Source organism: Klebsiella sp. RIT-PI-d (genome assembly GCF_001187865.1).
Classification (GTDB): Bacteria; Pseudomonadota; Gammaproteobacteria; order Enterobacterales; family Enterobacteriaceae; genus Superficieibacter.
In genome coordinates this window covers 706,552-732,281 of sequence record NZ_LGIT01000009.1, presented here as the reverse complement: position 1 = coordinate 732,281, position 25,730 = coordinate 706,552, and the positions used below count along the sequence as shown (strand labels likewise).

The window sequence follows — 25,730 nt, the reverse complement described above, 5'->3', positions numbered from 1 at the left end:
GCAGGCTAACGAATTAACGATATCGGACGGTATAGATCCCGAGGGTTCGCTGTGCATCCAGGTACTGTAACGACGTTTTTTCAAACAGCGCACTGTTGATTTCCTGAGGATACGACGTACCCAGCGCGCGATGATAAGTCTGCGCCTGGCCATCGCGTACGCAGGTCATCGTCAACTGACGGTCAGCTGTATTGATGCCGCACACAGGCTCAACTATTTGCCCCTGAAAACGAATGGTGCCCCCGGGTGCCTGCTGTTGGGCATAAGCCTGAGTAGATAACGCGCCGATTGACATCTGAAACGCAAAAAACAGGTAATAAGATAATTTCATGTTTACTATCCTTGGGCAAAAAGCCGCGAAGACCGGAATTAAAACGAATCGTTACCTATATTTATTACACTTTTTTAACAAATTGACAAATAAGCATTAACTATTAAATTAATTTACTTTTCCGAAAACGCATACTTTAAATGACAACAAATTCGAGCGAAAAAAAAGATGATAAGGTCCACATACCCGTCAAAAACAGGGATCTCTTGTGCAGAAAAGGAACAGGGGAAAGGGATTATTTTGTGCGGGAGGCCAGCCAGAGACCGCTATTTTTCATGGCAAAACCGAATATCAGTCCGAGCAACACCGACGGGACGACCAGCTTGTAGTCACCCTGCCCGGCGAAGGTAGCGCAGGCACCGATAAAGGTTCCGGGAACAAAAGAGAGTAATAACTGCTTTGCCTGAATGCACATTAAAAAGGCGACAATGCCGGTCATCAGGTAACTGATAATCTCGATATGTGGGGCCAGCGCACTACCATACATAATAACTAAAGCCCATACCACGCCACTCATTAACGTACAGGCAGAAACCGCCAGCCCCCTGAGGCCGCCTTGCGGACAGGCAAAATATGCCGTACATCCGAGAAACCCGGCCCAGCTTAATAAGCCTAATGAGACAGCAGCCCAGCCCCAGAGACCGGAGAGAATGCCCGTTGTGATTGCAATAGCGAGAAGTGTGCTCATGGCGCGCATCATATCAGATGCGCGCCGAACAAAAGAGATCTGACGCACAATGATTACAGCAAAAATTGCTTCATTGCATTTTAATTGTGATTTTAGTCACAATTATTCGCCCTCTTCTTCTTCCAGTTCTTCCCACATTGCAGCGATGGCCTCACGCGTAAGCTGTGCAAGGGTTCGCCAGAACGGCGTTATCGCATGGGCTTCGACTTTACCGAGGAAAGTCTCAAACCACGGCAAAATAAACTCTGCAAAAAGCGTGTCCTGCGCTTCGCTTTCATCTTCCGCAGCTTGATCTTCAAGCCACGAGGCCGCGAGCAGCAATGTACCAAAATGGTCGGCTGGCGCTTCAGTCAGTGGCATACCGCGCGCGCTAAGAAAGGCGCGAACCTCATTTTCCGTCGCACCCTCGACCCACGCGCTGCGAAACGGCGCTACGGCGCAATCTGCACCGACAAACAGAGCGTTATAGTCGGCAGCCACTGGCTCAGGATCGAAACTTTTTTGCAGTCGAGCCAGCAGTTCGTCCTGCTCCAGCGGCCAGCTTGCGGTCAGTTTTCCCTCTTTGATCAGGGTAAACAGCGGGATCAGCAGCGGATCTTGTGGTTGTCGGTAGTAAAGCGAGCCAAGAACGCGGCACAGTATTGAAAACTCATTCATGCAGTAATTCCATTCATCAGATTAAAAATCGGCAAATTCAGGGATGGGAGCCATGCCGCGGGACTCCAGAAAATTCAGTAACCGCCGTGGTGAAACGTTGAGAATACGATCCTCAGGGAAATTAACCTCATCAAGAATTTTACGGCACTCGGTAAAATCGCCTAGCGTGAACGCAGTATGAGAATCTGAACCCAGCGCAACCCAGCCGCCCGCGTCGCGCACCGCCGCCGCAATCGCCCGGCAGTTATCGCTGCTGCCTTTGCGGGAGTGCACAAATGACGAGTTGTTAATTTCCAGCGCCACCTGATATTTTGCCGCCGCCGCCGCAATGGCCGGAATATCCACCGGAAATTTAGGATTGCCTGGATGGCTAATGATATGGACGAGGCCGTTGGCCATAGTGGCAATCATCGCCGCAGTATGCGCGGCTTTATCCTGCGGCGGGAAGACCTGCTCGTGGAAACCCGCGATGATAAGATCAAGCGAGGGTAGCATTGGACCGGAGCAGTCAATCTCACCTGGCGTGGTTTTGATGTTGGCTTCAATGCCGCGCAGAATGCCGACACCGTCGACAATGCGTGGCCATATGCGCATATTAATAAAGTGCCAGTAATGTGGCGCATCGACCATATCCGGACCATGATCGGTGATAGCAAACAGTTTGATGCCTTTACTCTTCGCCTGGGCAATATAGTCGCTAAGCGTGCTGTAAGCATGGGTGCTGGCGACGGTATGCATATGCAGATCGACAGGATACATCGTTCTCTCCTTTGATATTTAGCGCAAGGATAACAGGTAATACACAGCGATATTAAGTAAAACCCGGGCCGGACTCAGTAACCGCGCTGGCGATCGACCAGCCCCGTCACTGGCTGACCGTTTTCAAACCCGCGGATGGTTGTGGCAATAAAGTCGATAGCCTCCGCAGGGCGCGTTACCGCTGCCACATGAGGCGTCATTGCCACGCGCGGATGTGCCCACAACGGGCTATCGGCATCGAGCGGCTCATGAGAGAAAACATCGAGCATGGCACCTTTTAACTTGCCGCTGTCCAGCGCCTGTAACAGATCCGCTTCAACCACGTGAACGCCACGCGCCAGGTTTAGTAGATAACTTTGATCCTGAAGTTGATTTAACCGATCAAGATTAATGATGCCCACGGTTTCGGGCGTGTGCGGTAGTAAATTGATCAATACCCTGGTGCCGGCAAGAAAGTCATTTAGTTCATGTTGCCCGGCAAAACTTTCCACGCCAGGCCACGATTTCTGGCTGCGGCTCCAGCAGCGAAGTGGAAATCCCCATTCCTGAAGACGTTCTGCCACTTTCTTGCCCAGTACGCCTGCACCGAGGATGCCGACGGTGAAATCCTGCGTTTGATACGCCTCCAGCGGCTGCCAGCGGGCCTGAGATTTCAATGCCTGATAGTCATCAAACCGACGGAACCAGTGTAATACCTGACTGACGGCATATTCCTGCATCTGCTGGCCCATCCCGGTATCTTCAAGACGAAACAGCGCGGTGGCGTCAGCCAGCATCTCAGGATGAGCGTGCAATTTTTTCAGGATCGAATCAACGCCGGCACCGAGCGCAAACACCGCCTTTAGCTGACGCCCCTGTAACATCTCTACGGGTGGCTCCCAGACCAGCGCATAATCCGCAGGCCGCTGGTCTCCCTCCTCCCACTGCCGCACCTGCGCGCCGGGAAGTTTATTTTCCAGAGCGTTTTTCCAGTATTCAAAATCAAAGGTAGGATGATAAAAAATCAGATCCATATTCACTCCTGCTTGTACGACGCCTCTGCACCAGCGTCCATTTCTAATTGATCTACTGTGATTTTGAGGATAACAAATTTCTGCGGCGAGTTTGGTAAAAAGCCATGCGGCGATAAAAAAGACGCTTTTTGTTTATTCCGAAAGCAACCTGACGCAAGTTTAGCTAAACGCTTCATTAAAGGTAAAAAGAGCATTGACGAGAGCGGCGAATTTACTTACATTAGCGCCCGTTCCACTAGCGTGGACCAACAATTTGGTGAGGTGTCCGAGTGGCTGAAGGAGCACGCCTGGAAAGTGTGTATACGGCAACGTATCGAGGGTTCGAACCCCTCTCTCACCGCCATCTTTTAAGAAGAGCCCGTACGCAAGTACGGGCTTTTTTTTATGCTTCCTGACCAGAGGAGGCAATAACGGACAACCGTTCGTTGCCCGCAGGTTGCTTTATCGCCTTCTCTTGCAATGACTTTTCCAGACAGGCAATGGTATTCACAACCCTCTGCGATGCTCCCACCGCAGGTGGTTTTATCCCCACGAACCAGATAATTACCTTTCGCCATAATGGCATTTACTTTCACTCACGCTCGGCGTTAATGGTGTAGCAATGCAGTCCGCGCCGGATCGATAGCAATTAGCTCATCCGCAGACGAAATTGTGAAGCCAGACATCATTTTGGTGGTAAAAAGAGAACACTAATATTGCTTTATTACAGCCTCTCGTTGTGATCGATTTAAGCCGCATAAGCAAAGATGCTGCAGCGTGGAATCAAATTCAAGCAGAATTTACTTTTAGGATTTTGCCCCGGAAAAAACCACCTATTATGCACTATCTAAACACTTTCATTTGATTAACATTAAAAATATTTCGTTTTATAACCTTCAGGCCATCAAGCTACAAAATATTCAAATATATCAAACATATGTGAAGTCACTTTCAAATATCCGGATATCTAACAAGCCTGCGCAAACCTTAAAAACATAACCATACAACTAACTCAGAATTGAATAAAAAATACGAACTGGCAAGATCTTATATATGATAAAATGGTTTTCAGCTAATAAATTTCGTATGTGAGGTAAGACGAATGAACCTCTCAAGAATAAAGTAAATCTTTATTAACAGCCCACTTTGCAAGCAGCTATCAGGATGGAAGTGAGTCAGCAACACTGTTTAAGTCTTAACCGGAAGATCGATAAAACGTAAAATCTTCTTGACCGTTTTAGCTCAACTCCCTATAGTAGCGCCCCGTTGCCCTGCAAGGTCAGGCAGCGATACAATATGGTGAGGTGTCCGAGTGGCTGAAGGAGCACGCCTGGAAAGTGTGTATACGGCAACGTATCGAGGGTTCGAACCCCTCTCTCACCGCCATATTCAAGTTGAGAGCCTGTACGAAAGTACAGGCTCTTTTCTTATTTGTAAAAGATTTTAGATAATCTTACCTGTAGAAAATAGTGCCTTGATCTTAACGTCAGTCAAGACTCATGTTTATGAGTTGGCACACTTTTTAGTGCAATCCACTTCTAAAAGTTCTGATTAATTTAACAGTATCCTTTTCAGTTCGTTACAGAACTGCCTGAGGCGGTATTACCATCTTCATCTGCGAAATGTTGATCATAAAAAACCTGTGCTTCGCTATTTACAATTTGATCAATGTTTTTTCCAGCTATTTCTACTTCTGGAACCCTGGAGTAATCCAACTGAAAGAATCTAATCGCAACATCCAGGCCTCTATCTTTAGCAAGTCTGCTCTTAAAAAAATTAACCATATCGGTATACTTTTTAAAATAGGCCATACCGTAATTAGGATCATAAAAAATATATTCTACTTTACCATTTCTTTTTACTTTCGATAATAACATAGTATGTTCGGGGATATCTACCCTGACTGCCCCACCCTCGACGCCAAACAAATTAGATTCAGAGTTGCTCAATGTATTAATATTGACCTCTGGAAGTGCTTTGCCGTTAAATTCGGAAGGGTTGTTATTTCCATGTAACTCCACGAGCGATTGATAGATAGGTTCGTTCTTAATATCTGTTGACTCGTAGAGGCCCATCAATTTATCTGCAAACTGAGATTCCTGTCCAATTTGTATGGCCCAGCCCATCATAATCGATGCTGGCAGGCACCTACCCGACTTTCCTCTTAAGAAAATGTTTTGTGGAAAAAGAATAACCTTATGTGCTTTTATTGCCGACGATTTCCACTCTTTAGCTTGCACGGCGGCATTATATAAATTAATTTCCCTGAGGGTTTCATTGATCCTACTGCTTAAAGCTCCACGGGTGGTCGCTTTGGTCTCAGGATCAAGGAATAAGTCGAGTTGCTCATCAAAAGTTAGATCGTCATATATACGATATTCGGTAGCTTTATAATTTTCTCTGGCATCCTGGAAATCCTGTCGAGCTTTGATAATTCGTTCCGAGCCAGCCGATGTTGAAGCATAAGTTTTAGAAATTCGTGATACGTCGTTAACTTTATTTTCATCAAATTTAATACGTTTGAACGTGTATTTACCAATAACAATCTTAGTTCTAAACACATTAGACAATAACCCTCCCCCGGCATTTTGAAGCCTGTAGGCTAACAAATGCAGTTTATTCCCGCGTACCCAGGTTACACCATTATCATTCGAGACCTCAATTTGCCCATTATTGACTCTGCCAAGCAATTCCACTTCCCCAACTACGAAGGTGCGTTCTGGCATAGTTGAACTAAGAGTGTATTCAGGGCTATTATTATGAATCGATTCAAGCTCTTCCAGCGATGCACTTTCCTCGATAGTTTTGCTAAATTTCAATTTTGAGCACATATTTTTTGTCGTCAAATAAGAATCTGCAACACTCAGGCCTGACGCTAAAAGTGCCTGGTAGATGGCAAGTGGATCACCCGTTTCTGCGGCTATTTTAATAGCGTTTCCAAGCATCGCTAAATCGATAACTTTATTTCCAATCATCATTGCGTATTTTATCAGCTGGCCGCCAAGACGGGTGAATTTCCCTACTTTAGCAGCAGCACTACCACCAGGAAGTATACCGAGAACTAAGCCAGCTACAGCTAATGGATCAGGCTCTCTGCCTTCCAGCAAATCATGCGTAATGTTCGCGACAGATTGTGTGAAATTAAGAACACATCCCATCGGGGAAAATGATGTCACCACCCCAAAAGTGGTATCAATCCAGCTACCTATATACTCAGCCTGGTCTATAAGTATTTCAGTTTCCTGGATCGTCGCGCCTTCCAGAGCACTACTAATTAACTGCACCTGCCCGCTAAGTTTTGAGAATGGCTTTGCAAATGACTCAGTATATTGCGACGCTGTAAGGCCAGCCCATGTAAATTCAAGAGGCATTTTCATAGGCACTTTTGTAATCCCGGAATTATGATGCGAGGATTGCACCGGATTTGAGGCAGCGGCGGGAACCTGATGCGGTTGTTGACGAGGCTGAGGGTCAAAAGCGTCAGGCGGTATTCCTCTTTTGACCCTGCCTGACGAAGAACCGGAAGCGGCCTCGCGACTATCTGAAGGCGGCTCAACATTCGGATCCTGCTGTAATGACGATGATTGACTTACCGGCCCGTCGTCCGTATCGCTTAACCCAGGATTTATCCATGCCGCGTCATTATCTTCAGACGTAATCTCATCTGTTTGACCGGGCGCTAATGCTTTTTTATCTCCTGCACTATAATATTCGGCCGGGTGCGGTGTATTGGGAATAATACCGTTTTCGATTTTTTCTGTACGCCAGCCCGCGCTCACGCCCTTAAAACCGCTAATAAACATGCCATCGGTTATTGAATCGAATGCCATTCTCTCTGGAGAATCCATTTTAAGTTTTTTCGTTTTTTCACCTTCTGCTACCGACTGAAAGACTGCAACAAAACAATTTTCATTACGTTCCCAATACAAATTATACAACGCTGCGCCGATAGTGACTCCAGCACCTATACCAAGTTTAACCATGCCGGGCACAGGCGTGGTCAATAAGCTAAAACCAAGCTGGACTAATTTCTTTTCCAGCATGCTATAAATTGCTTTGTAAGGCTTGTCATTTCCGGGCATTGTATAGTTGTTAACTTTATTAACTTTGTAGGGTATTTTTATTGATGCTTTTAAAATTTTATAAGGTAATCGTACGAGGTTACTTAATGAATATGTTACTGTATCCAGGGTTGACTCGAAAGCCAGTTCAATGACAACACGCGTCACTCCTCGCGATGTTCTTCTCTGTCCCCACGATACAATATAATCACTAATCTTCTTTTCCAGGTCCACATATTGCTGTGGACTCATTGGCAATCTTAGCTCGTTATTGTGGGCATTTTTAAACTCAGTGGCGAGCCTGGTTGAAAAAAGATATCCTTCCGGATCTCCGGTCGAAAGTATATCCTCTGTTAGCCCTACCTTTTTAAGCGAGGAAAGCATCTGTGCAGGCTCAGGTAAAGGTAGATTGTGCCGATTCACTGCTCTGGAAAGCGTGGCCCAATGCTTTGTAAGCCGTGAGCCTCGCGAATATTCATCCAGCGATCTTTCGGCGAGCCGCGAAGAGGCTATCGATATTTTTTCCTTTATCTTTACCGCCAATAATTGCGCTTTTCTGGCCTCAGTTTTAGTTACAGATAAATTTCGACTCGACTTTTCAGCCGCCATCAGGGCGTTATTTAATGCGTTTACGGCAGTGGCAAGCTCTCTGGCGATATCAGGCATGAAATGTTCTGCCATCGTATTAACTTTTTCCCACAGGACGTTTGCGGTATCATCAGATAATCTTTCGTCTGCTATATTCTTAACTGAAAGCCACTGACGTTCAAGCTCATCCTGAATACCCTCAGTGGTGCAACCGTGATTTTCAACAACCTTTCGGGCATAATCAATATCACCTTGTAATAATCGTTCTAAAACCGCCAATTTCTCTTGCAGTTGATTTTCGGGTTTTTCCTGATCCAGGCTGCTGCGTATCCATTCCCTGACCAGGACGTTTATATCATCTTCATCCTGTATGCTGACCACATTATCATCATCTTTCGACTCTTTTTCACAAATCTCAGCATCAGGCATTAACATTGCGTCTATTTTTCGTAGACCTTTGGCTTTTATCAGTAGTGCACTGCTGGCATACTGAATTTTTATTGCTGGCTGTTGCCATTGCCATAAAATGCTTCTGATGACAGAGTTGGCAATGGTATTTTCCATTTGTTTTGATGAGAGGGTAGTTGTACGATCACTTTTCAAAAGCCGGGCAATTTTGTATATATACCCCGTTCCTATCGTCGCCCCTACCTGTAGTTGTAGATACCTCTTATCAAAAAATTTTACGATGCCTTGTCTAAGCGAGGTCGATCGTGATAAAGACGTCGTCACCTTTTTTCCATCCACTTTATCCAGGGCCCCGGAAGGAGCATGGATATTTGAGTTAAGCGATATTTCTGTTAGTTCGCAAAACAGCTGCTGGAGATAATCGGCTAATTTGATAAAGAAAACCCTGGGCCCGCCCGACAGCTGATACGCTTTTATATTGGCTTTTTTGGTTTCATCGGATATGGCTTTGATGACGGGATCAAGGACGGTCAATACCCATGATGCCGTTCTGGCTCCCATTAGATAAGACCAGTCAGCTTTTGCCGCAGGATTTGCGATTATCTTCTCTACGGCTCCCGTTATCGTTTCTTCATTATAAGCATCAGGATCGGGTAAGGTGTCAATAAGCTCGGTGACGAGCATCTTATGCCTTTTTTCTGGTGTACTGTAGTTATCTATGGAAAATAATACCTGGATAATACGGATGAATATCCGCAGCGTTGACTCCAGTCTTCTGACCAGTGACTGGGCGGCTTTCCGACTTCCCAGTGTCTCGTCCCCTGATGTAGGACCCTTTATAATCGCAACTTGTTGATTAACCCAATCCTGTGCGCTGCCGTCTAAAAAGCGGTACGAAAACCACTTTATTTGATTTATATGATTAACCAGCCACTCACAATCTGGTGGCGCGCTGACAGAGGCCTGAAGGGCCAAATAAGATTCAGCCTCCGCAAGGGTTTGACGCAGCTGCGTCACTAACATTGGGTCCATGCCGGGGATCTGGCGATTATGCCCCTTTCGCCTGAACTCCTGTGCTTCTCGTAAACGCGCCTCACTGATAAAAGATAATATACCGCCATCATCATTGTCAGGCATCGGTGATATCGAGACATTATGCATATCATCAGCGGATGATGAGACGAAGGAGGTGCTAATTAGCGGCAAAATCATATGCGCATTTTTCAAAACATGCTGCGCCATGATATTTCTTAGTAATCCGACTGCTTCAGGAGACTCAGGGTGTAGATCCTGCTGCTCAAGTAACTGGAATCGCTCTTCAGACGTCAGGCCCATTAATATGGTCCGATAGAAGCAATCGCCATCTCTTGCAATAGCTATTTCTTTACCATCGTCTAATAGTGTGTAGTGATTAAGGTGTAAGCGCAATTGCAGTGCCTCACGACCCTCAGTCAGAGATTCTGGATAACAGTGTTGATATTTTTCAACATCAATAATAAGTGCACGATTTTGTGGCCATGAAGGCAACTGCGTAATCAATTGAGGAATAATATCTGCCGCTAAATTATCCCAGGAACCTGGAGTAACAATATTTTGCAAAAAATCATCCAGAGCTCCATCATGCTCTTTAATATTATTATTTTTAGACGCATTTTTTTCAGCTACATCAGCCTGATTGCACCCACTATAATTTCTGTGTTTATACTCATATTGATAACCATTACTGTTAAAACGTATCATGATAAATCCAGAGTTATTGATAAGCAGAAAATAAACATTAAATTTATTAATGTATATTACTCTAACTGACTCCGGCCGAAATAAATTACTATTTATTTCAGCTGACGATACAAACGATAAAGGATCATAAGCTCGTAAAAAACACAGATTCCGCTGCGACGTAAAGTGCCACAGAGCTTATTTTTTAAATTTTAAACTGCTTATATTCACCAGGTAGAAAAAATAAGGCCCGGTTTCCCGGGCCTGGGGCAGAAACAGATATCAGTAATAGGCCTGCAGCGTACGCTGACAGAGCGCCGAGCGCACACAGTCGTCGGTGGTAAAACGGACCACGCCAATCATTTCATCTTCTTCAAAACGCGCCAGCGCATCGCTCAGCCCGGAGTTAACATGCGACGGCAGATCGCACTGGGTGATATCACCATTAACGATGACCGTCACATTTTCCCCAAGGCGGGTTAAAAACATCTTCATCTGCGCTGCGGTTACGTTCTGAGCCTCGTCAAGAATGACCACCGCGTTTTCAAAGGTGCGTCCACGCATATAGGCGAACGGCGCGATTTCTACCTTGCCGATTTCAGGGCGCAGACAGTACTGCATAAATGAGGCCCCCAGTCGTTTAACCAGCACGTCGTAGACAGGGCGAAAGTACGGTGCAAACTTCTCGGAAATATCGCCGGGTAAGAAACCGAGGTCTTCATCGGCCTGCAAAACCGGGCGTGTGACAATAATCCGCTCCACGTCCTTATGGATCAAGGCTTCTGCGGCTTTGGCTGCACTAATCCAGGTCTTGCCGCAGCCTGCCTCACCGGTAGCAAAAATCAACTTTTTGCTTTCAATTGCATGCAGATAATGTGCCTGAGCTTCATTGCGTGCTTCTATGGGGGAATTATCACGGCAGTCCCGCGCCATCCCGATAGATTCTACGCCGCTCATCTGGACAAGCGAGGTGACCGACTCTTCTTCACGTTGTTTATGGCTACGCGAATCCCGTCTCAGCACACGTTTCGCTTCACGACGCGCTTTGATCACTGCTTTTTGTCTTCCCATGGATAGCACCTTGAGTTGTTAATTAACATCCACGTGTCACCTGCGACACGATTATGTACAGAAACATCTGCGATTTGGCTTCCTTGTAAGCCATGACGTGCATTTTAACGGACAGCCACGCACGGCTTATTATCCCGCACGTACTGTCGGTAAACTCGTTTGCTGACCTGAATAGGGAAAAAAATGGGCTGGAGTTGAGAGTGACGAAGGAGCTACCTCCGCATTTACAGGGATGAATTATTGCCACAACATGTCTGATTCTGGATGCTACCATTCACCCTCTCCTGCTGCAAAGACATCCTGTCAAAGGTCATCACTCATACTTAAGTAAATCAAATAATCGCAAACTTGCAACATTACGTTTACGTTAAAGTAACAAAAATATCTGATTTGTGATGTCCCAAGCGTCTTATATTTATGTTACAGCAATATAACAATGGATGAATAAGCGGAAAAAGTTATGATCTGACGCGCCAGTACGCCCGTCAGATCGTAGATTAAGCTTGCAGAAGCGTTTGGCCGAGATAATGCGTGCTGTCCCGTACGCCAGGCAATACAAAAAAGTAGCCGCCGCCAACAGGTTTAATGTACTCCTCCAGCGCTTCGCCGTTCAGTCGATGTTGTACTGTCAAAAAGCCCTTTTGCAGATCGTGTTGATAGCAGACAAAAAGCAGTCCCATATCAAGCTGGCCCGCATTAGTTACGCCAAGTGAATAACTGTAGCCCCGGCGCATCATCAGACTGGATTGGGTCTCAGGCGTGCGAGGATTGGCCAGCCGAATATGGCTGTCCAGCGCAATCCTCTCGCCATCTGGATCCTTTGTGTAGTCGGGTACATCATATTCATGATGCATCCCAAGCGGCGCGCCGGTAATTTTATCGCGCCCAAAAATAGTCTGCTGCTCCTTAAGCGGTGTGCGGTCCCAGAACTCAACGTGAAACTGAATGATACGTACCGCCTGATAGCTACCGCCGATCGCCCAGGCCGGTTCATTCTGATCTGGCGTGACCCATACCACGTCATCCATCAGCTTACTATTCTGGCTATCAGGGTTCGCGGTGCCGTCTTTAAAGCCCAGCAGATTAATCGGCGTCTCTTTACCGTGACTGCGGGCAGCATGATCGGAGATAAATCCTTCCCGCTTCCAGCGCACGCTCAAGAGATCCGGAGTGTGCTTAATAATGTCACGCAGGGCATGGATCACCGTGTCCTGGGTATTGGCGCAGATTTGCAGCAGCAGATCGCCATGACACAACGCGGCATCCAGTGAATCATTAGGAAAGCGGGTCATCTTTTGCAAATTTTTCGGCTTATGCGCTGCCAGACCAAAACGGTCGTCAAACAGTGAGTGACCGAGCGACAGCGTGATGGTCAGGTTATCCGGCGCAATAAATTTGCCAAGAATGCCTGAATCAACAGGCGGCATCCGCGGGTTTGGCGTGTCGGGCGCAGGACCACCGGCAGTTAAAAAGGCGATTCGCCGGGTGAGCAGGCGGAATAGCCGCTCCAGCGCGGCGTTGTCATCTGCCAGCACATCAAAGGCTACCAGCATCATTGCCGCCTGCTGCGGGGTCAGAACACCAGCCTGATGAGCGCCGTAAAAAGGCTGGGTTTCCATTCGCGCCTCCGGTGACAGAGTCCCTGGCGCGCTTTGTGGTTTGCCCGCGTAGGCCATCGGACAGCCGCCTCCCACCACCAGCGCGCCGCCCAGCGCGCCAAAATTTTTTAATAAGCGCCGGCGTGAGGGCTGGTCAACGCCGGCGCTTTTACGATCGGACATGAGATTAATCCAGTCCCAGAATGCCGCGTAGCTGCGCCAGGTCTTCTGCCAGCGTGGTGACAGGGCCTTTCAGGGCGTTACGATCCGCATCGGTAAGTTTGTCATAAGTTTCAAAACCGTCTTTGATGCGGTATTTCGCCAGGATAGTATCGACTTTTTTGAAATTAGCATCGACCTTTGCCAGCAATGCAGCGTTCTCTTTCTGCAACTGTGGACGCAGCAGATCGACAATCTTCTGAGCACCGTCAATGTTGGCCTGAAAATCCCACAGATCGGTATGGCTATAGCGATCTTCTTCACCGCTAATTTTGCTCGATGCAACCTCTTCAATTAGCCCCGCTGCGCCACCGACGACTTTTGACGGTGGGAAAGCCAGCTCACTAATGCGTTTTTGCAGCTCAACGACATCGGTGTACAGTCCGTCAGCGTAAGCTTCCATGCCTTTAGTACTGTTGTCGCCGAACAGCGCTTTCTCCAGACGGTGGAAGCCGGTGAATTTTGGATCGGCCGCTTTTTGCTCATAATCATCTTCACGGGCATCAATCGCACCATCAAGATCGGAAAACAGTTCGGCGATGGGTTCGATGCGCTCGTAGTGCTGGCGGGTCGGGGCGTACAGCGCTTTGGCCTTTTCAATATCACCGGCTTTAACCGCATCCGTAAACGCTTTGGTTTGTTGCACCAGCGCGGCGGTTTGTGCTGTTACATAGGTTTTATACTCTGCGATCGCCCCGCTTAATGATAAAAGCGCGTTGCTTTTACCGGCATCCGCTGTTGCGGCGCCAGTCACCGTAAGCTTACCTTTTGGATTGGTCAGCAGACCACAGGTCATGTCATATTCCCCTGGCTGAAGCGTGGCGGTCATTTTTTGAGTGAACCCCGGCGCGATGTTTTCCCGCTCCTCGACCACCATAACCCCTTTAAGGATCTCCCATTCCAGCGCTTTCTGGCTGTGGTTTTGAATAATGAACTGCGTTTTACCGGCTTTCACCGTCAGATTCATGGGTTCACACTGCGTATCAGTGACCGTGACTTTGACCTGCGGCACATCGGCAGCCTGAACAGCAAAGGCTGACGCAATCAGCGCTGCGACGCTCAGTTGCAGGGCACTACGGCTAATATTGGTGGTCATAGTACATCCTTTCAAAAGTATGTTGTAACTAAATGGCTATCGGATGGCATCAGGGTGCAGAGGTCTGTGATGCCGCGCCGTTGCGCGGCGGCCAGACAAACAGGATCAGCGCCGGGATGAGGTAAATAAAATAAACCGCAACTTCACTGATGCTCGGCGCTTCCTGATAGCCAAAAATGCCCTCAAGCAGCGTCCCGAACAGTGAATGGGTCGACAAAACCTGGCTTAAATCAAACGCCAGGTTCTGGAAATGGTTCCACAATCCAGCCTCGTGAAAAGCGCGGATCGCCCCTGCCGCCAGTCCGGCTGCAACGAACAGAATAAACAAGCTGGTCCATTTGAAGAATGCGCCGAGGTTAAGCCGCACGCCGCCCCAGTAGAGCAAAAAGCCCAGTACGATCGCGGTTGCCAGACCGAGGACTGCGCCCAGCGAGGGCCAGATCCCCACGTCCTGCTGAAAAGCCGCCAGCAAAAAAAACACCGACTCCAGTCCTTCCCGCGCCACGGCGAAAAAGACCATCAGGATCAGCGCCCAGCCGTGGTTACCGCCGCTGTGAAAAGCGTTATCAACGGCCTGCTCCAGCTGCTGCTTAACGTTGCGTGAGACCTTACGCATCCAGAACACCATCCAGGTCAGGATCGCCACGGCAACCACCGCGACCAGTCCCTCAAACAATTCCTGCTCTTTTTGCGGAAACTCACCGGTAGTTTCGTTAATAAAAATACCGAGAGACAGACAGAGCGCGGCGGCCAGTACCACGCCGAGCCACATAATGCCGATCCAGCGTCCCCGCTGCGTACGCTTCAGATAGCTGGCAATCAGGCTGACAATCAGCGCCGCCTCCAGCCCTTCGCGTAACATAATGAGAAATGGCACGAACATCGGTACGCCCTTATCTCAACTACGGTCAATAGTTGAAAAGAAAAGTAAATGTGAGTGATAGTGATTATCATTACGCCAAAAAGAAAAACAAGCGAAATATTGTTACGCGACGGGAATAATTGATACGGGAGTGAAGAGTAACGAAGATTATCAGCAATAAAAAAGGCGGGGAAATATCCCCGCCTTATCAGAAACGCCTGAAGCGTTATTTTGCCGGAGGCGCACTGTTATAATGTGCATCCGCCTGAGCGAAGCGTTGCTGCATGGTGGCCGACGGGGCTTTACCGATCAGGCTGAAGACGATAATCCCGACGCTCGCAAAAATAAACCCAGGAATGATTTCATACAGGCCAAACCAGGCAAATTGCTTCCAGACAATCACGGTGACTGCACCAATGACCATTCCGGCCAGCGCACCGTTACGGGTCATTCGCGACCACAGTACCGAGAACAGAATAACCGGTCCGAATGCGGCCCCGAACCCTGCCCAGGCGTAGCTCACCAGACCCAGCACCCGGTTTTCTGGATTTGCCGCCAGCGCAACTGAAATCAGCGCAACCACCAGCACCATCATTCGTCCGACCCATACCAGTTCTTTCTGGCTGGCCCCTTTGCGTAAAAACGCTTTGTAGAGATCTTCGGTAATGGCGCTAGAGCACACCAGTAACTGACAGCTTAAGGTAGACATTACTGCCGCGAGGATCGCAGAGAGTAATATTCCGGCAATCCACGGATTGAACAGCAGCTGTGCCAGCTCAATGAATACGCGCTCCGCATTCTGGTTAACGGCACCCGCCAGCGATGGATTATTATTAAAGTAGGCAATGCCGTAGAAACCGACGGCGACCGCACCGGCCAGACACAGGACCATCCAGATCATACTGATGCGACGTGCATGAACGATAGTGTGATGCGAATCGGCCGCCATAAAGCGCGCCAGAATGTGCGGCTGACCGAAATAACCCAGTCCCCAGCCCATCAACGAAATAATCGCAACCACATCCAGCCCTTTCAGCATATCGACGTTATCCACGCTCTTCTGACGGATAACCTCAAGCGAATCGCCAAAGCCACCCACTGAGATCACCACCATAATCGGCGTCAGGATCAGCGCGAAAATCATCAGGCTGGCCTGCACGGTATCGGTCCAGCTGACGGCCAGAAACCCACCAATAAAGGTGTAAATAATGGTCGCTGCGGCACCGGCCCACAGTGCAGTTTCATAACTCATGCCAAAGGTACTTTCGAACAGACGCGCCCCGGCAACGATGCCCGATGCACAGTAGATGGTGAAGAAAATCAGGATTACCACGGCAGAGATAATACGCAACAGACGGCTGCTATCTTCAAAGCGACCCGAGAAGTAATCTGGCAGGGTCAGGGCATTGTTATTGGCCTCGGTGTGCACACGCAACCGCCCGGCAACCAGTTTCCAGTTGATCCATGCGCCCAGCGTCAGCCCGATGGCAATCCAGCTCTCTGAGATGCCGGAAATAAAGATAGCGCCGGGCAGCCCCATTAAAAGCCAGCCACTCATATCCGATGCTCCGGCAGAGAGTGCGGTCACCAGCGGCCCCATGCGGCGACCACCAAGAATATAATCATCAAAGTTCTTTGTTGAGCGCCAGGCAAAAAAGCCAATCAATATCATGCCAAAAATATAAATAAGGAATGTCACCAGCATTGGGGTGCTTATAGCCATTAACCATCTCCAGAGTGTTATAGACCCGTCATCATTCTTGTAGCCGGGATCCCGGCTGCGCGAAGTATGTGGGCACATCTTTTATTATGCCGCCGATTACGGTGGCAATATGCTGTCATCGTCAGGCGACGTATCCTGCCGCAACCTTTTACTATTCACAAATGGTTTAACACAGCATTCACATCATTTTTATCACAACACAAATATGATTTTCTTTTAGGTTGCACTCGCTCACGCTTTTCACGGTTGCACCGGACAAAAGTGTTAAGTGGCGCATATAACGCGGCACCACGGTTAACCGATACTCACGAATCCAGGTAACTTTTAGTTAACATTAATGGTAATTTCATCCTTGCAAGCGCGGTCACATTTAACAAGGTTGCACAAAGTTGCAACATGCCGGATAGTCATTCGCTATAACGAACAGCACAACAGGAGTACGGCATGGCGACCACCACTATGGGTGTTAAACTTGACGATGCCACGCGCGAGCGAATTAAAGCGGCGGCAAACAGAATCGATCGCACCCCGCACTGGCTTATCAAGCAGGCTATTTTTAATTACCTCGAACAGCTGGAAAGCAACGAGCCGGTTGCCGAATTTCCGGCGCTGCACGGTAATATGGCTGAACAGGATGATGCTCCGGCACACGTGGACGAAATTCATCAGCCTTTTCTCGACTTTGCTGAACAAATTCTCCCGCAGTCGGTGAATCGGGCAGCCATTACCGCCGCCTGGCGACGTCCGGAAAGCGAAGCGGTTTCAATGCTGCTGGAACAGGCGCGCCTCCCGCAGGCCATTGATGAAAAGTCGCATAAACTGGCTCACCGGCTGGCGCAAACCCTACGCCAGCAAAAGAATGCCAGCGGTCGGGCCGGTATGGTCCAGAGCCTGCTACAGGAGTTTTCGCTCTCATCGCAGGAAGGCGTGGCGTTGATGTGTCTCGCTGAAGCCCTGCTGCGTATCCCGGATAAGGCCACCCGCGATGCGCTAATCCGCGACAAAATCAGTAATGGCAACTGGCAATCGCACATTGGCCGTAGCCCGTCGCTGTTTGTTAATGCTGCCACCTGGGGTCTGCTGTTCACCGGCCGCCTGGTGTCCACGCATAACGAATCCAATCTTTCACACTCGCTTAACCGGATCATCGGTAAGAGCGGTGAACCGCTGATCCGCAAAGGCGTGGATATGGCGATGCGTCTGATGGGCGAGCAGTTTGTGACCGGCGAAACCATTTCTGCGGCGCTGGCAAATGCCCGTAAGCTGGAAGAAAAAGGCTTTCGCTACTCTTACGATATGCTGGGCGAAGCCGCACTGACCGCCACAGATGCCGATGCCTATATGGTGTCTTATCAGCAGGCGATTCATGCTATCGGTAAAGCCTCTAACGGACGCGGGATCTACGAAGGTCCGGGAATTTCCATCAAGCTTTCTGCCCTGCATCCTCGCTACAGCCGCGCGCAGTATGACCGGGTGATGGACGAACTTTATCCACGTCTTAAATCGCTCACGCTATTAGCTCGTCAGTATGATGTCGGGATCAACATTGATGCTGAAGAGGCCGATCGGCTGGAGATCTCCCTCGATCTTCTGGAAAAACTCTGTTTTGAGCCAGAACTGGAAGGCTGGAACGGAATTGGTTTTGTGATCCAGGCGTATTTGAAGCGCTGTCCGTTCGTCATTGATTATCTGATAGATCTCGCCACCCGCAGTCGTCGTCGGCTGATGATCCGTCTGGTAAAAGGTGCGTACTGGGATAGCGAAATTAAACGGGCGCAAATGGAAGGGCTGGAAGGGTATCCGGTCTATACCCGCAAGGTGTATACCGATGTATCTTACCTCGCCTGCGCTAAAAAACTGCTGGCGGCGCCTAATCTGATCTATCCGCAGTTTGCCACCCATAATGCGCATACCCTGGCGGCAATTTACCATCTGGCCGGGCAAAACTACTATCCGGGACAGTATGAGTTCCAGTGTCTGCACGGGATGGGTGAGCCGCTGTATGAGCAGGTGGTAGGAAAAGTGGCCGACGGCAAACTTAATCGTCCCTGCCGCATTTATGCTCCGGTTGGCACCCACGAAACGCTGCTGGCCTATCTGGTTCGCCGCCTGCTGGAGAATGGCGCGAATACCTCTTTCGTCAACCGTATCGCTGATACCACCCTGCCGCTTGACGAGCTGGTGGCAAACCCGGTGACCGCCGTCGAAAAGCTGGCGGTTCAGGAAGGTGAAATAGGTCTGCCGCATCCAAAAATCCCGCTGCCGCGGGATCTGTATGGTACCGGACGCCTGAACTCTGCCGGGCTGGATCTGGCGAATGAACATCGTCTGGCGTCGCTTTCTTCGGCATTACTCAATAGCGCGGCGCAAAAATGGCTGGCGCTTCCGGTGCTGGCAGAAGCGGTTGAAGAAGGTGAGATGACACCGCTGGTGAACCCGGCCGAGCCGGGCGATATTGTTGGTTTTGTGCGTGAGTCCAGCGATGCCGAAGTTGATCGCGCCCTGACCCACGCGCTTAATCAGGCTCCGGTGTGGTTCGCCACGCCGCCGCAGGAGCGCGCTGCTATCCTGCAACGCGCAGCGGTGCTGATGGAAGACCGAATGCAAACACTGATCGGTATTCTGGTACGCGAAGCAGGAAAAACGTTCAGCAATGCCATTGCCGAAGTACGCGAAGCGGTAGACTTCCTGCATTATTATGCGGGACAGGTGCGCGATGATTTTGACAACGAAACCCATCGTCCGCTGGGACCCGTGGTGTGTATCAGTCCGTGGAACTTCCCGCTGGCTATCTTCACCGGACAAATTGCCGCCGCGCTGGCCGCGGGTAACACCGTGCTGGCTAAACCCGCGGAGCAGACGCCGCTGATTGCCGCTCAGGGCGTGGCGATCCTGCTTGAGGCAGGCGTTCCGCCCGGCGTAGTGCAGCTGCTGCCGGGACGCGGTGAGAGCGTGGGTGCGCGTCTTACTGCCGACGAGCGCGTACGGGGAGTGATGTTTACCGGCTCCACTGATGTGGCCAGTCTGCTCCAGCGCAGCGTTGCTACGCGGCTGGATGCGCAGGGCCGTCCGACGCCGCTTATCGCGGAAACCGGCGGACTTAACGCGATGATTGTTGACTCCTCGGCGCTCACTGAGCAAGTGGTGATAGACGTGCTGGCCTCCGCATTTGACAGCGCCGGTCAGCGCTGCTCGGCGCTAAGGGTATTGTGTATTCAGGAGGATGCCGCCGATCATACGTTAACCATGCTGCGCGGTGCGATGGCTGAGTGCAGGATGGGCAATCCGGGGCGTCTGAGTACCGACATCGGTCCGGTGATCGATGCTGAAGCCAAAGCCAACATTGAGCGTCATATCCAGGAAATGCGCGCCAAAGGACGTCCCGTTTTTCAGGCTGCCCGCGATGTCGGCAGCGACAGCCGTGAATGGCGCAGCGGCACGTTTATTCCGCCAACGCTGATTGAACTGGACAGCGTGGATGAGATTAAAAAAGAGATTTTTGGTCCGGTGCTACACGTCGTACGCTACGCGCGTCGCGAACTGCCGCAGCTGCTGGAGCAGATTAATGCCGCGGGTTATGGTCTGACCCTGGGCGTTCATACCCGAATTGATGAAACCATTGCTCAGGTGACAGGTAAAGCAAAAGTAGGCAACCTCTACGTTAACCGTAATATGGTGGGCGCGGTGGTCGGCGTACAGCCGTTTGGCGGAGAAGGTTTGTCCGGAACCGGTCCGAAAGCGGGTGGGCCACTGTATTTATATCGCCTGTTGGCCAGTCGCCCGCAAAATGCGCCTGCCACCACCCTCGCCCGTCAGGATGGCGAACGTCCGGTTGATGCACAGATGAAAACGCTACTGATCCAGCCGCTTATCGCGCTGACGGCGTGGTCCGCTGACCGCCCTGCTCTTCAGATCCTGTGCCAGCATTTTAGCGAACAGGCGCAAACCGGCACCCAGCGCCTGCTGCCGGGGCCTACCGGCGAGCGTAATACCTGGACCCTGATGCCACGTGAAAATGTGCTTTGTCTGGCAGATAATGCAGAAGATACGCTGGTCCAGCTTGCTGCCGTCATGGCGGTGGGTGGTCGTAGCATATGGCCAGAAGGCGCACTACATCGCGATCTCTATCAACAGCTTCCGGCGCAGGTGCAGGCTCGTATCGATTTTATAGCGCTGCAAAATATCGCGTCAGAAGAGATGGATGCCGTTATTTTCCACGGCGATTCGGATAAGCTACGTGAGCTGTGTGAGGACATTGCCCGCCGCGAAGGAGCAATCATTCCCCTGCTCGGCTTTGCCCGCGGTGAGACAGATATTCCGCTGGAGCGCCTCTACATTGAGCGTTCTCTGAGCATCAACACTGCCGCCGCAGGCGGAAACGCCAGCCTGATGACCATTGGTTAATATTTTTAGGCCGGTAAGCCTGTGGGGTAAATGCCGCACGGGCTTAATCCCGGGAACATTTATTGATTGAGGAATACCATGAAGCGAATGACGTTGCTGATAACCAGCGTGCTATTCAGCATCCCGGCTTTTGCCGACGACTGTGGCAATGCCGCTACACAGCTGGAGATGAACCAGTGTAGTGGGCAACAGTATCTGGCTGCCGATAAAAAATTAAATGAGACCTGGAAAACGGTGCTGAGTCGTGCAGAAGCTCCACAAAAGGAATTATTTAAAAAGGCGCAGCAAAAATGGATCGCCCTGCGCGATGCCGATTGCGAACTGGTCGCCTCAGCGACTGAAGGAGGAAGCGTTCAGCCGCTTATTCGCAACCAGTGCATGACCGAAAAGACAGAAGAGCGCAACGCCTGGCTGGGTTCGATGCTGCAATGCGAAGAGGGGGATTTAAGCTGCCCGCTGCCACCAGCCCGTTAGCCGATAATCATTAAAAGCAGGCAAAGAAAAACCGCCGGGGGTAAACCCGGCGGTCAGGGGGGACTTCAGGAAATACACGTTTTTCAGTTACTGATTTAAGCGACTTACCTGATCTACTTCAACTGCAACTTCAAAACAGTCATCTAGCTACTGCTATTACGACTGCTCTTACCCCCTTTTTTGCCAGCTTCAGAGGCGCGCTGAGGATCGTTCTTAAAATTCCCGCCGCTCTGCTGACCACCTTTACGGCCTGCTTCTGATGCTCTTTCCCGGTTCTCTGCAAAGTTGCCAGAGCCACCACGATGGTTTGCCATTACTGACCTCCACTATTGATTAGACATCATACTGCATTCAGTAAAAGAGTTTTCTTTCACCTCACGGCAATCTGCTCAAACATAATCTGCGCCGCGTAGAGTTAAGCATAGTGAAATACGGCTTGTTGACCAGCGTTCATTAATATTTTGCAACAGCATCAGCGGCAAAAAGGGTCTTTTTCTGCTCGGCAAAACATAAGCATCTATTATGTGTTGGAAAATTAAGGGCGATAAAATGTTTCATTTTACTACCTGCCTGTTAAAAAACTGATACCAGTAAAAAGATAAGAGACGTTAAGCGTTAAAAGACTAAACAAAGTCAAAATAAAATCAAATAAATGGCTTAAAAAGTCATAAATAGACTTGCTAATGACTTTTCCAAGTGTAATATACGCGCATCAAAAGCCAATGCTAACCCTAAAGTCTATATTTCTTCTTCAGGAATAATGATGATGCCATATCATGCTAACTCTTTGATCTCTTTTTTTGTTCTTGCCTCACTATCATCTTTTTCACACGCGTCAAACGTAGATGTGAATGCTTTTTTTCACAAAGTTGATAACGCTAAAGCAGATCTTTCGCGCTACGATCTGTTCAACGAGGCAGTCAATGCCTGGGATAATCTGAATGCAAGAGATCGGATGGTAACGGAAAGCCTTGCGGATAAAACGTCTGACGCAAGCATCATTGGCGATGTTATTGGCACAGCGAAACAGCGTGGTCACGATGCTCCTATCCCGACAAACTGGGATCGGAGCAAAACGCAGGCATTTCTTGATCAGGCGCATCAGCAGCAGTCAGGGCTGCTGGCTGGAACAGCGACGAACGATCGGGCGGAAATGAATGCTGCCGATATTCAAAAACAAATCCGTCAGCTTGAAGCGATTAATGCACGCGTTGGCGATGATCACACCCAGATTAACACGCTCGAAACGACTCTTGCTGGCGATGAAATCGCTCAGGCAAACCGCGATCGTACCGCCAGCCAACATGTACAGCCGGTTGTGGGTAGAGATGGCATGGATGGCAAAGATGGTATCGATGGACGTAACGGCGTGGATGGTAAAGACGGCATGGATGGCAAAGACGGTAAAGACGGCGTTACCACTACGATTATTAAAGTTAAAACGGATACCATCACACAAAACCAGGTAAAAGCTAATACGGCTCAAATCGCCAGACAGAGCCGTGCTAACGACCTTCAGATTGCTCAGCTCGAAATGAACAGGCTGCGCATTGATGAAAATCGTGCCGATATGAGTGCAACAAAAGCCTCTCTACACGGCGATGAGCTTGCTCAGGCAAACCGCGATCGCACCGCCAGCCAGCACGTGCAGCCGGTCGTGGGCCGGGACGGGATAGATGGGGTGACGACCACCATTACCAGGATTGAAACAGATACCGTCACACAAAATCAGGTGAAAACCAATGCTGCGGAAATCGCTAAGCAGACACGGCAGGTTGAAGCCACCAATGAGCGTATTGATGAAAGTCGTGCGGATATCAGCGCAACGAGAGCCACATTGCAGGGCGATGAGCTTGCCCAGGCAAACCGCGAGCGTACCGCCAGCCAGCATGTGCAGGCGGTCGTGGGCAAAGATGGCATTGACGGTAAAAACGGTGCTGCAGGTAAAGATGGAGAGACCGGTCAGAGGGGGAAAGACGGCGCCATCACAACTATCACCAGAGTTGAAACTGACACTGCCACGCAACAACAAGTCAGCAACAATAAAACCGCTATCAGTAGTAACACGGCGGCAATCCGCGGCGTGCGTTCTGAACAGGCTACGCAGGGTGAGTATATTCAACGTCAGGCGAACGTGATTAACCAGCACTCAGTGCGAATTGAGCAAAACTCTGCTGCTATATCACGCAACAGCCAGCGGATTGATCAAAATGCGAAGCGTATTGATGATACGCGTGAGGATCTCAAGCGCGGTCTGAATAACGCAGCCGCCATGACCGGCCTGCATTATCACTCCAATGATGCATATGCTTTGTCAGCCGGCACCGCCAATGGCGACGGCGCTGCGCTGGCGGGCGGTTTGTCTCACAGCCTTACTGACCATACGTCGGCCACTGCTCAGGCATCAAGTGCCATGAATGGTAACTGGATGGCCTCTGTTGGTTTTTCAGGTGATTTCTAAGTAATACCAGGCTTTCGCGCCGTCAGAGTATGCTTTCTGACGGTGCGAAAAGGCGCAATTGATTTAAAAATCTGTTCTCTGCTCGCTTTCAACAAACATCGATTTTCTGAATAATTTAAGCTCTTACGCCTGCCATCTGTAAGCGTTCAAAACATCAGGCTACAGTCTTTACGTAATCTTACTCTTCAGAGACTAAAGCCGCATTGTGAGCTAACGTATTACTATAATAAGCTATGTTATTATGCCTGAGGTAAATCTACAGGGAATCACCTAAATGCCACATATATTTATAGAGCTAAAAGGCATCAAGCCTGGCGTAGAGACGCCTGCGGATCTCAGCTATGTTATTAAAGATGACAAGCATACCGTTTTTTCAATGTCGGCGACCGTAGTGGAATGGATTAAAGGCACCGTTGATTTTGCCGGCGGACAGCCCCTGACAAAACTTAAAAATTGCTGCTTTGCATTTGACGATGGTAAAGAGTTCATTGAGTTTGACAGCAAGGGAAAAGTTAAGCCTTCTACCACAGTTACGCCTGACTGGTTTCCCGATTGCGGCAAGTTTATGCGCGAACAGTGGCTAAAAAATAATGAGATGTACGATCTTCCGGTTGTCGATTTTATTAAAACGTTCCTCGACACCTTCGACGATGTAAAAGATCGCCGCAGGCATTGCGATCTGCTGTTTGATCTTCATCTCGATCAGGTGAAAATACCTCCCGTTAGCGATGCGCATCCCCCGGCAGGTAAGATCGGTAATAAAAACAGGTTATCCACGCAACCTAAAATTCATGACCTGAATTCCTTCGACATCTTCGATCGTTTTTTTGAGCGGCTGGCGGAAACCGTAGAAAAAAATCAGTTTCCCACGATGCAAATTCTCACCGGCTATGAAAATCTTAATAAAGCGCCGACGCCGCTTAAGGGCGCGATGAGAACCTGGTTCCGGGCCATCACCGGCGAGCTGCCGCCAAATAATAAACGCGTCGATGCCGGTAATTCAGCTCTTTTTTGTGCACCTATTCGCACCACGTTGCAGCAAATCCGCCAGTATGGCAAAGAACGTTATTACGGCGAATTGTCGCAGGCGATTCAGCAGGCCGGAGAATTAACCCTCGATAAGTTTACGTTCAGATTTCCGCGCTGATCCGTTTTACCTTACTCTTCAGGCTGCCTTTCGGCAGCCTTTCCCGGCGATAATACACCTGAGTGGTCGTCAAGCATCCTGGACCAGGACTTCTCCGCATAGCTACATAACAAAATCAAGACTATAGTTTTAATGAGCGTACAGGAGTCCTTGCAAACGCGCCCTCCGGGTCTCGCGGCCGGGATCGTACAGGCAGTAAAATGCCATGGCACATTTTTCACAGGAGAACAGAATGTCTACTCAAGAATCGAAAGCGCATCGCGTAGGTGAATGGGCCAGTTTACGTAATACCTCGCCTGAGATTGCGGAAGCTATCTTTGAACTGGCTGACTACGATGAAACGCTGGTCGAGAAAATCTGGGAAGAAGGCAATGACGAAGTGCTGGTCCGTGCCTTTGAGAAAACGGATAAAGACTCGCTGTTCTGGGGTGAGCAGACCATTGAACGTAAGAACGTGTAATCTGCGTCTCCT

Annotated in this window: 18 protein-coding genes and 2 tRNA genes; 7 read left to right on the top strand and 13 right to left on the bottom strand. The window is 49.4% G+C overall.

Annotated elements, in window-relative coordinates; all coding sequences use genetic code 11:
- Positions 1 to 13: 13 nt before the first annotated feature.
- From AC791_RS09935 to ghrA, 5 genes are all read right to left on the bottom strand, one after another.
- On the bottom strand, positions 14 to 331 hold the full coding sequence (locus AC791_RS09935) for a hypothetical protein (RefSeq protein WP_049840288.1): 318 nt from the start codon (positions 329 to 331) through the stop codon (positions 14 to 16).
- Between the two features lie 235 nt (positions 332 to 566).
- Positions 567 to 1,019 (bottom strand): DUF1097 domain-containing protein, encoded by a 453-nt coding sequence (locus AC791_RS09930; protein WP_148677787.1) that lies wholly within the window; start codon positions 1,017 to 1,019, stop codon positions 567 to 569.
- Positions 1,020 to 1,121: 102 nt separating this feature from the next.
- Positions 1,122 to 1,676, bottom strand: a complete 555-nt coding sequence (locus AC791_RS09925) for a TorD/DmsD family molecular chaperone (protein ID WP_049840287.1) — start codon at positions 1,674 to 1,676, stop codon at positions 1,122 to 1,124.
- Between the two features lie 21 nt (positions 1,677 to 1,697).
- Entirely contained in the window at positions 1,698 to 2,435 is a 738-nt protein-coding gene (locus AC791_RS09920) for a phosphatase (protein WP_049840286.1), read from the bottom strand.
- A 74-nt stretch (positions 2,436 to 2,509) separates the two neighbouring features.
- Positions 2,510 to 3,448: a glyoxylate/hydroxypyruvate reductase GhrA gene (gene ghrA, locus AC791_RS09915; protein WP_049840285.1), complete on the bottom strand. Its 939-nt coding sequence runs from the start codon at positions 3,446 to 3,448 to the stop codon at positions 2,510 to 2,512.
- A 255-nt stretch (positions 3,449 to 3,703) separates the two neighbouring features.
- Between ghrA and AC791_RS09910 the strand changes: the two genes are divergently transcribed.
- Positions 3,704 to 3,791: transfer RNA gene (locus AC791_RS09910), tRNA-Ser, on the top strand.
- Positions 3,792 to 3,795: 4 nt separating this feature from the next.
- On the opposite strand, the gene AC791_RS20950 is transcribed toward AC791_RS09910, so the two are convergent.
- Positions 3,796 to 4,005: a PAAR domain-containing protein gene (locus AC791_RS20950; RefSeq protein WP_072094327.1), complete on the bottom strand. Its 210-nt coding sequence runs from the start codon at positions 4,003 to 4,005 to the stop codon at positions 3,796 to 3,798.
- Between the two features lie 720 nt (positions 4,006 to 4,725).
- On the opposite strand from AC791_RS20950, the gene AC791_RS09905 reads away from it, so the two are divergent.
- Positions 4,726 to 4,813 (top strand) — tRNA-Ser (locus tag AC791_RS09905).
- A 185-nt stretch (positions 4,814 to 4,998) separates the two neighbouring features.
- Here the strand turns inward: AC791_RS09905 and AC791_RS09900 are convergent.
- The 6 genes from AC791_RS09900 to putP form a co-directional block, all read right to left on the bottom strand.
- Positions 4,999 to 10,224: a hypothetical protein gene (locus AC791_RS09900; RefSeq protein ID WP_049840284.1), complete on the bottom strand. Its 5,226-nt coding sequence runs from the start codon at positions 10,222 to 10,224 to the stop codon at positions 4,999 to 5,001.
- A gap of 261 nt (positions 10,225 to 10,485) precedes the next feature.
- On the bottom strand, positions 10,486 to 11,274 hold the full coding sequence (gene phoH / locus AC791_RS09895; protein ID WP_049840283.1) for a phosphate starvation-inducible protein PhoH: 789 nt from the start codon (positions 11,272 to 11,274) through the stop codon (positions 10,486 to 10,488).
- A 497-nt stretch (positions 11,275 to 11,771) separates the two neighbouring features.
- The gene (gene efeB, locus AC791_RS09885; RefSeq protein WP_049840281.1) at positions 11,772 to 13,055 is read right to left on the bottom strand and encodes an iron uptake transporter deferrochelatase/peroxidase subunit; all 1,284 of its coding nucleotides are present in this window, start codon (positions 13,053 to 13,055) and stop codon (positions 11,772 to 11,774) included.
- A gap of 4 nt (positions 13,056 to 13,059) precedes the next feature.
- A complete protein-coding gene (gene efeO / locus AC791_RS09880) occupies positions 13,060 to 14,187 on the bottom strand; it encodes an iron uptake system protein EfeO (protein ID WP_049840280.1) in 1,128 nt (375 codons plus the stop codon).
- Between the two features lie 49 nt (positions 14,188 to 14,236).
- Positions 14,237 to 15,070 (bottom strand): iron uptake transporter permease EfeU, encoded by an 834-nt coding sequence (gene efeU / locus AC791_RS09875; protein WP_049840279.1) that lies wholly within the window; start codon positions 15,068 to 15,070, stop codon positions 14,237 to 14,239.
- Positions 15,071 to 15,275: 205 nt separating this feature from the next.
- Positions 15,276 to 16,772 (bottom strand): sodium/proline symporter PutP, encoded by a 1,497-nt coding sequence (gene putP, locus AC791_RS09870; RefSeq protein ID WP_049840278.1) that lies wholly within the window; start codon positions 16,770 to 16,772, stop codon positions 15,276 to 15,278.
- Between the two features lie 444 nt (positions 16,773 to 17,216).
- On the opposite strand from putP, the gene putA reads away from it, so the two are divergent.
- Positions 17,217 to 21,176, top strand: a complete 3,960-nt coding sequence (gene putA, locus AC791_RS09865; protein ID WP_049840277.1) for a trifunctional transcriptional regulator/proline dehydrogenase/L-glutamate gamma-semialdehyde dehydrogenase — start codon at positions 17,217 to 17,219, stop codon at positions 21,174 to 21,176.
- 78 nt (positions 21,177 to 21,254) lie between these two features.
- The gene (locus tag AC791_RS09860) at positions 21,255 to 21,650 is read left to right on the top strand and encodes a lysozyme inhibitor LprI family protein (RefSeq protein ID WP_049840276.1); all 396 of its coding nucleotides are present in this window, start codon (positions 21,255 to 21,257) and stop codon (positions 21,648 to 21,650) included.
- Between the two features lie 143 nt (positions 21,651 to 21,793).
- Here the strand turns inward: AC791_RS09860 and AC791_RS09855 are convergent, their stop codons facing one another.
- On the bottom strand, positions 21,794 to 21,964 hold the full coding sequence (locus AC791_RS09855) for a general stress protein (protein WP_049840275.1): 171 nt from the start codon (positions 21,962 to 21,964) through the stop codon (positions 21,794 to 21,796).
- Positions 21,965 to 22,410: 446 nt separating this feature from the next.
- Between AC791_RS09855 and AC791_RS09850 the strand changes: the two genes are divergently transcribed.
- The 3 genes from AC791_RS09850 (at position 22,411) to AC791_RS09840 (ending at position 25,718) form a co-directional block, all read left to right on the top strand.
- Positions 22,411 to 24,111 carry a hypothetical protein gene (locus AC791_RS09850; RefSeq protein WP_148677786.1) on the top strand — a complete coding sequence of 567 codons (1,701 nt, stop codon included), beginning with the start codon at positions 22,411 to 22,413 and terminating at the stop codon, positions 24,109 to 24,111.
- Positions 24,112 to 24,385: 274 nt separating this feature from the next.
- Entirely contained in the window at positions 24,386 to 25,258 is an 873-nt protein-coding gene (locus tag AC791_RS09845; protein ID WP_049840273.1) for a hypothetical protein, read from the top strand.
- A 232-nt stretch (positions 25,259 to 25,490) separates the two neighbouring features.
- The gene (locus AC791_RS09840; RefSeq protein WP_049840272.1) at positions 25,491 to 25,718 is read left to right on the top strand and encodes a YccJ family protein; all 228 of its coding nucleotides are present in this window, start codon (positions 25,491 to 25,493) and stop codon (positions 25,716 to 25,718) included.
- Positions 25,719 to 25,730 lie beyond the last annotated feature (12 nt).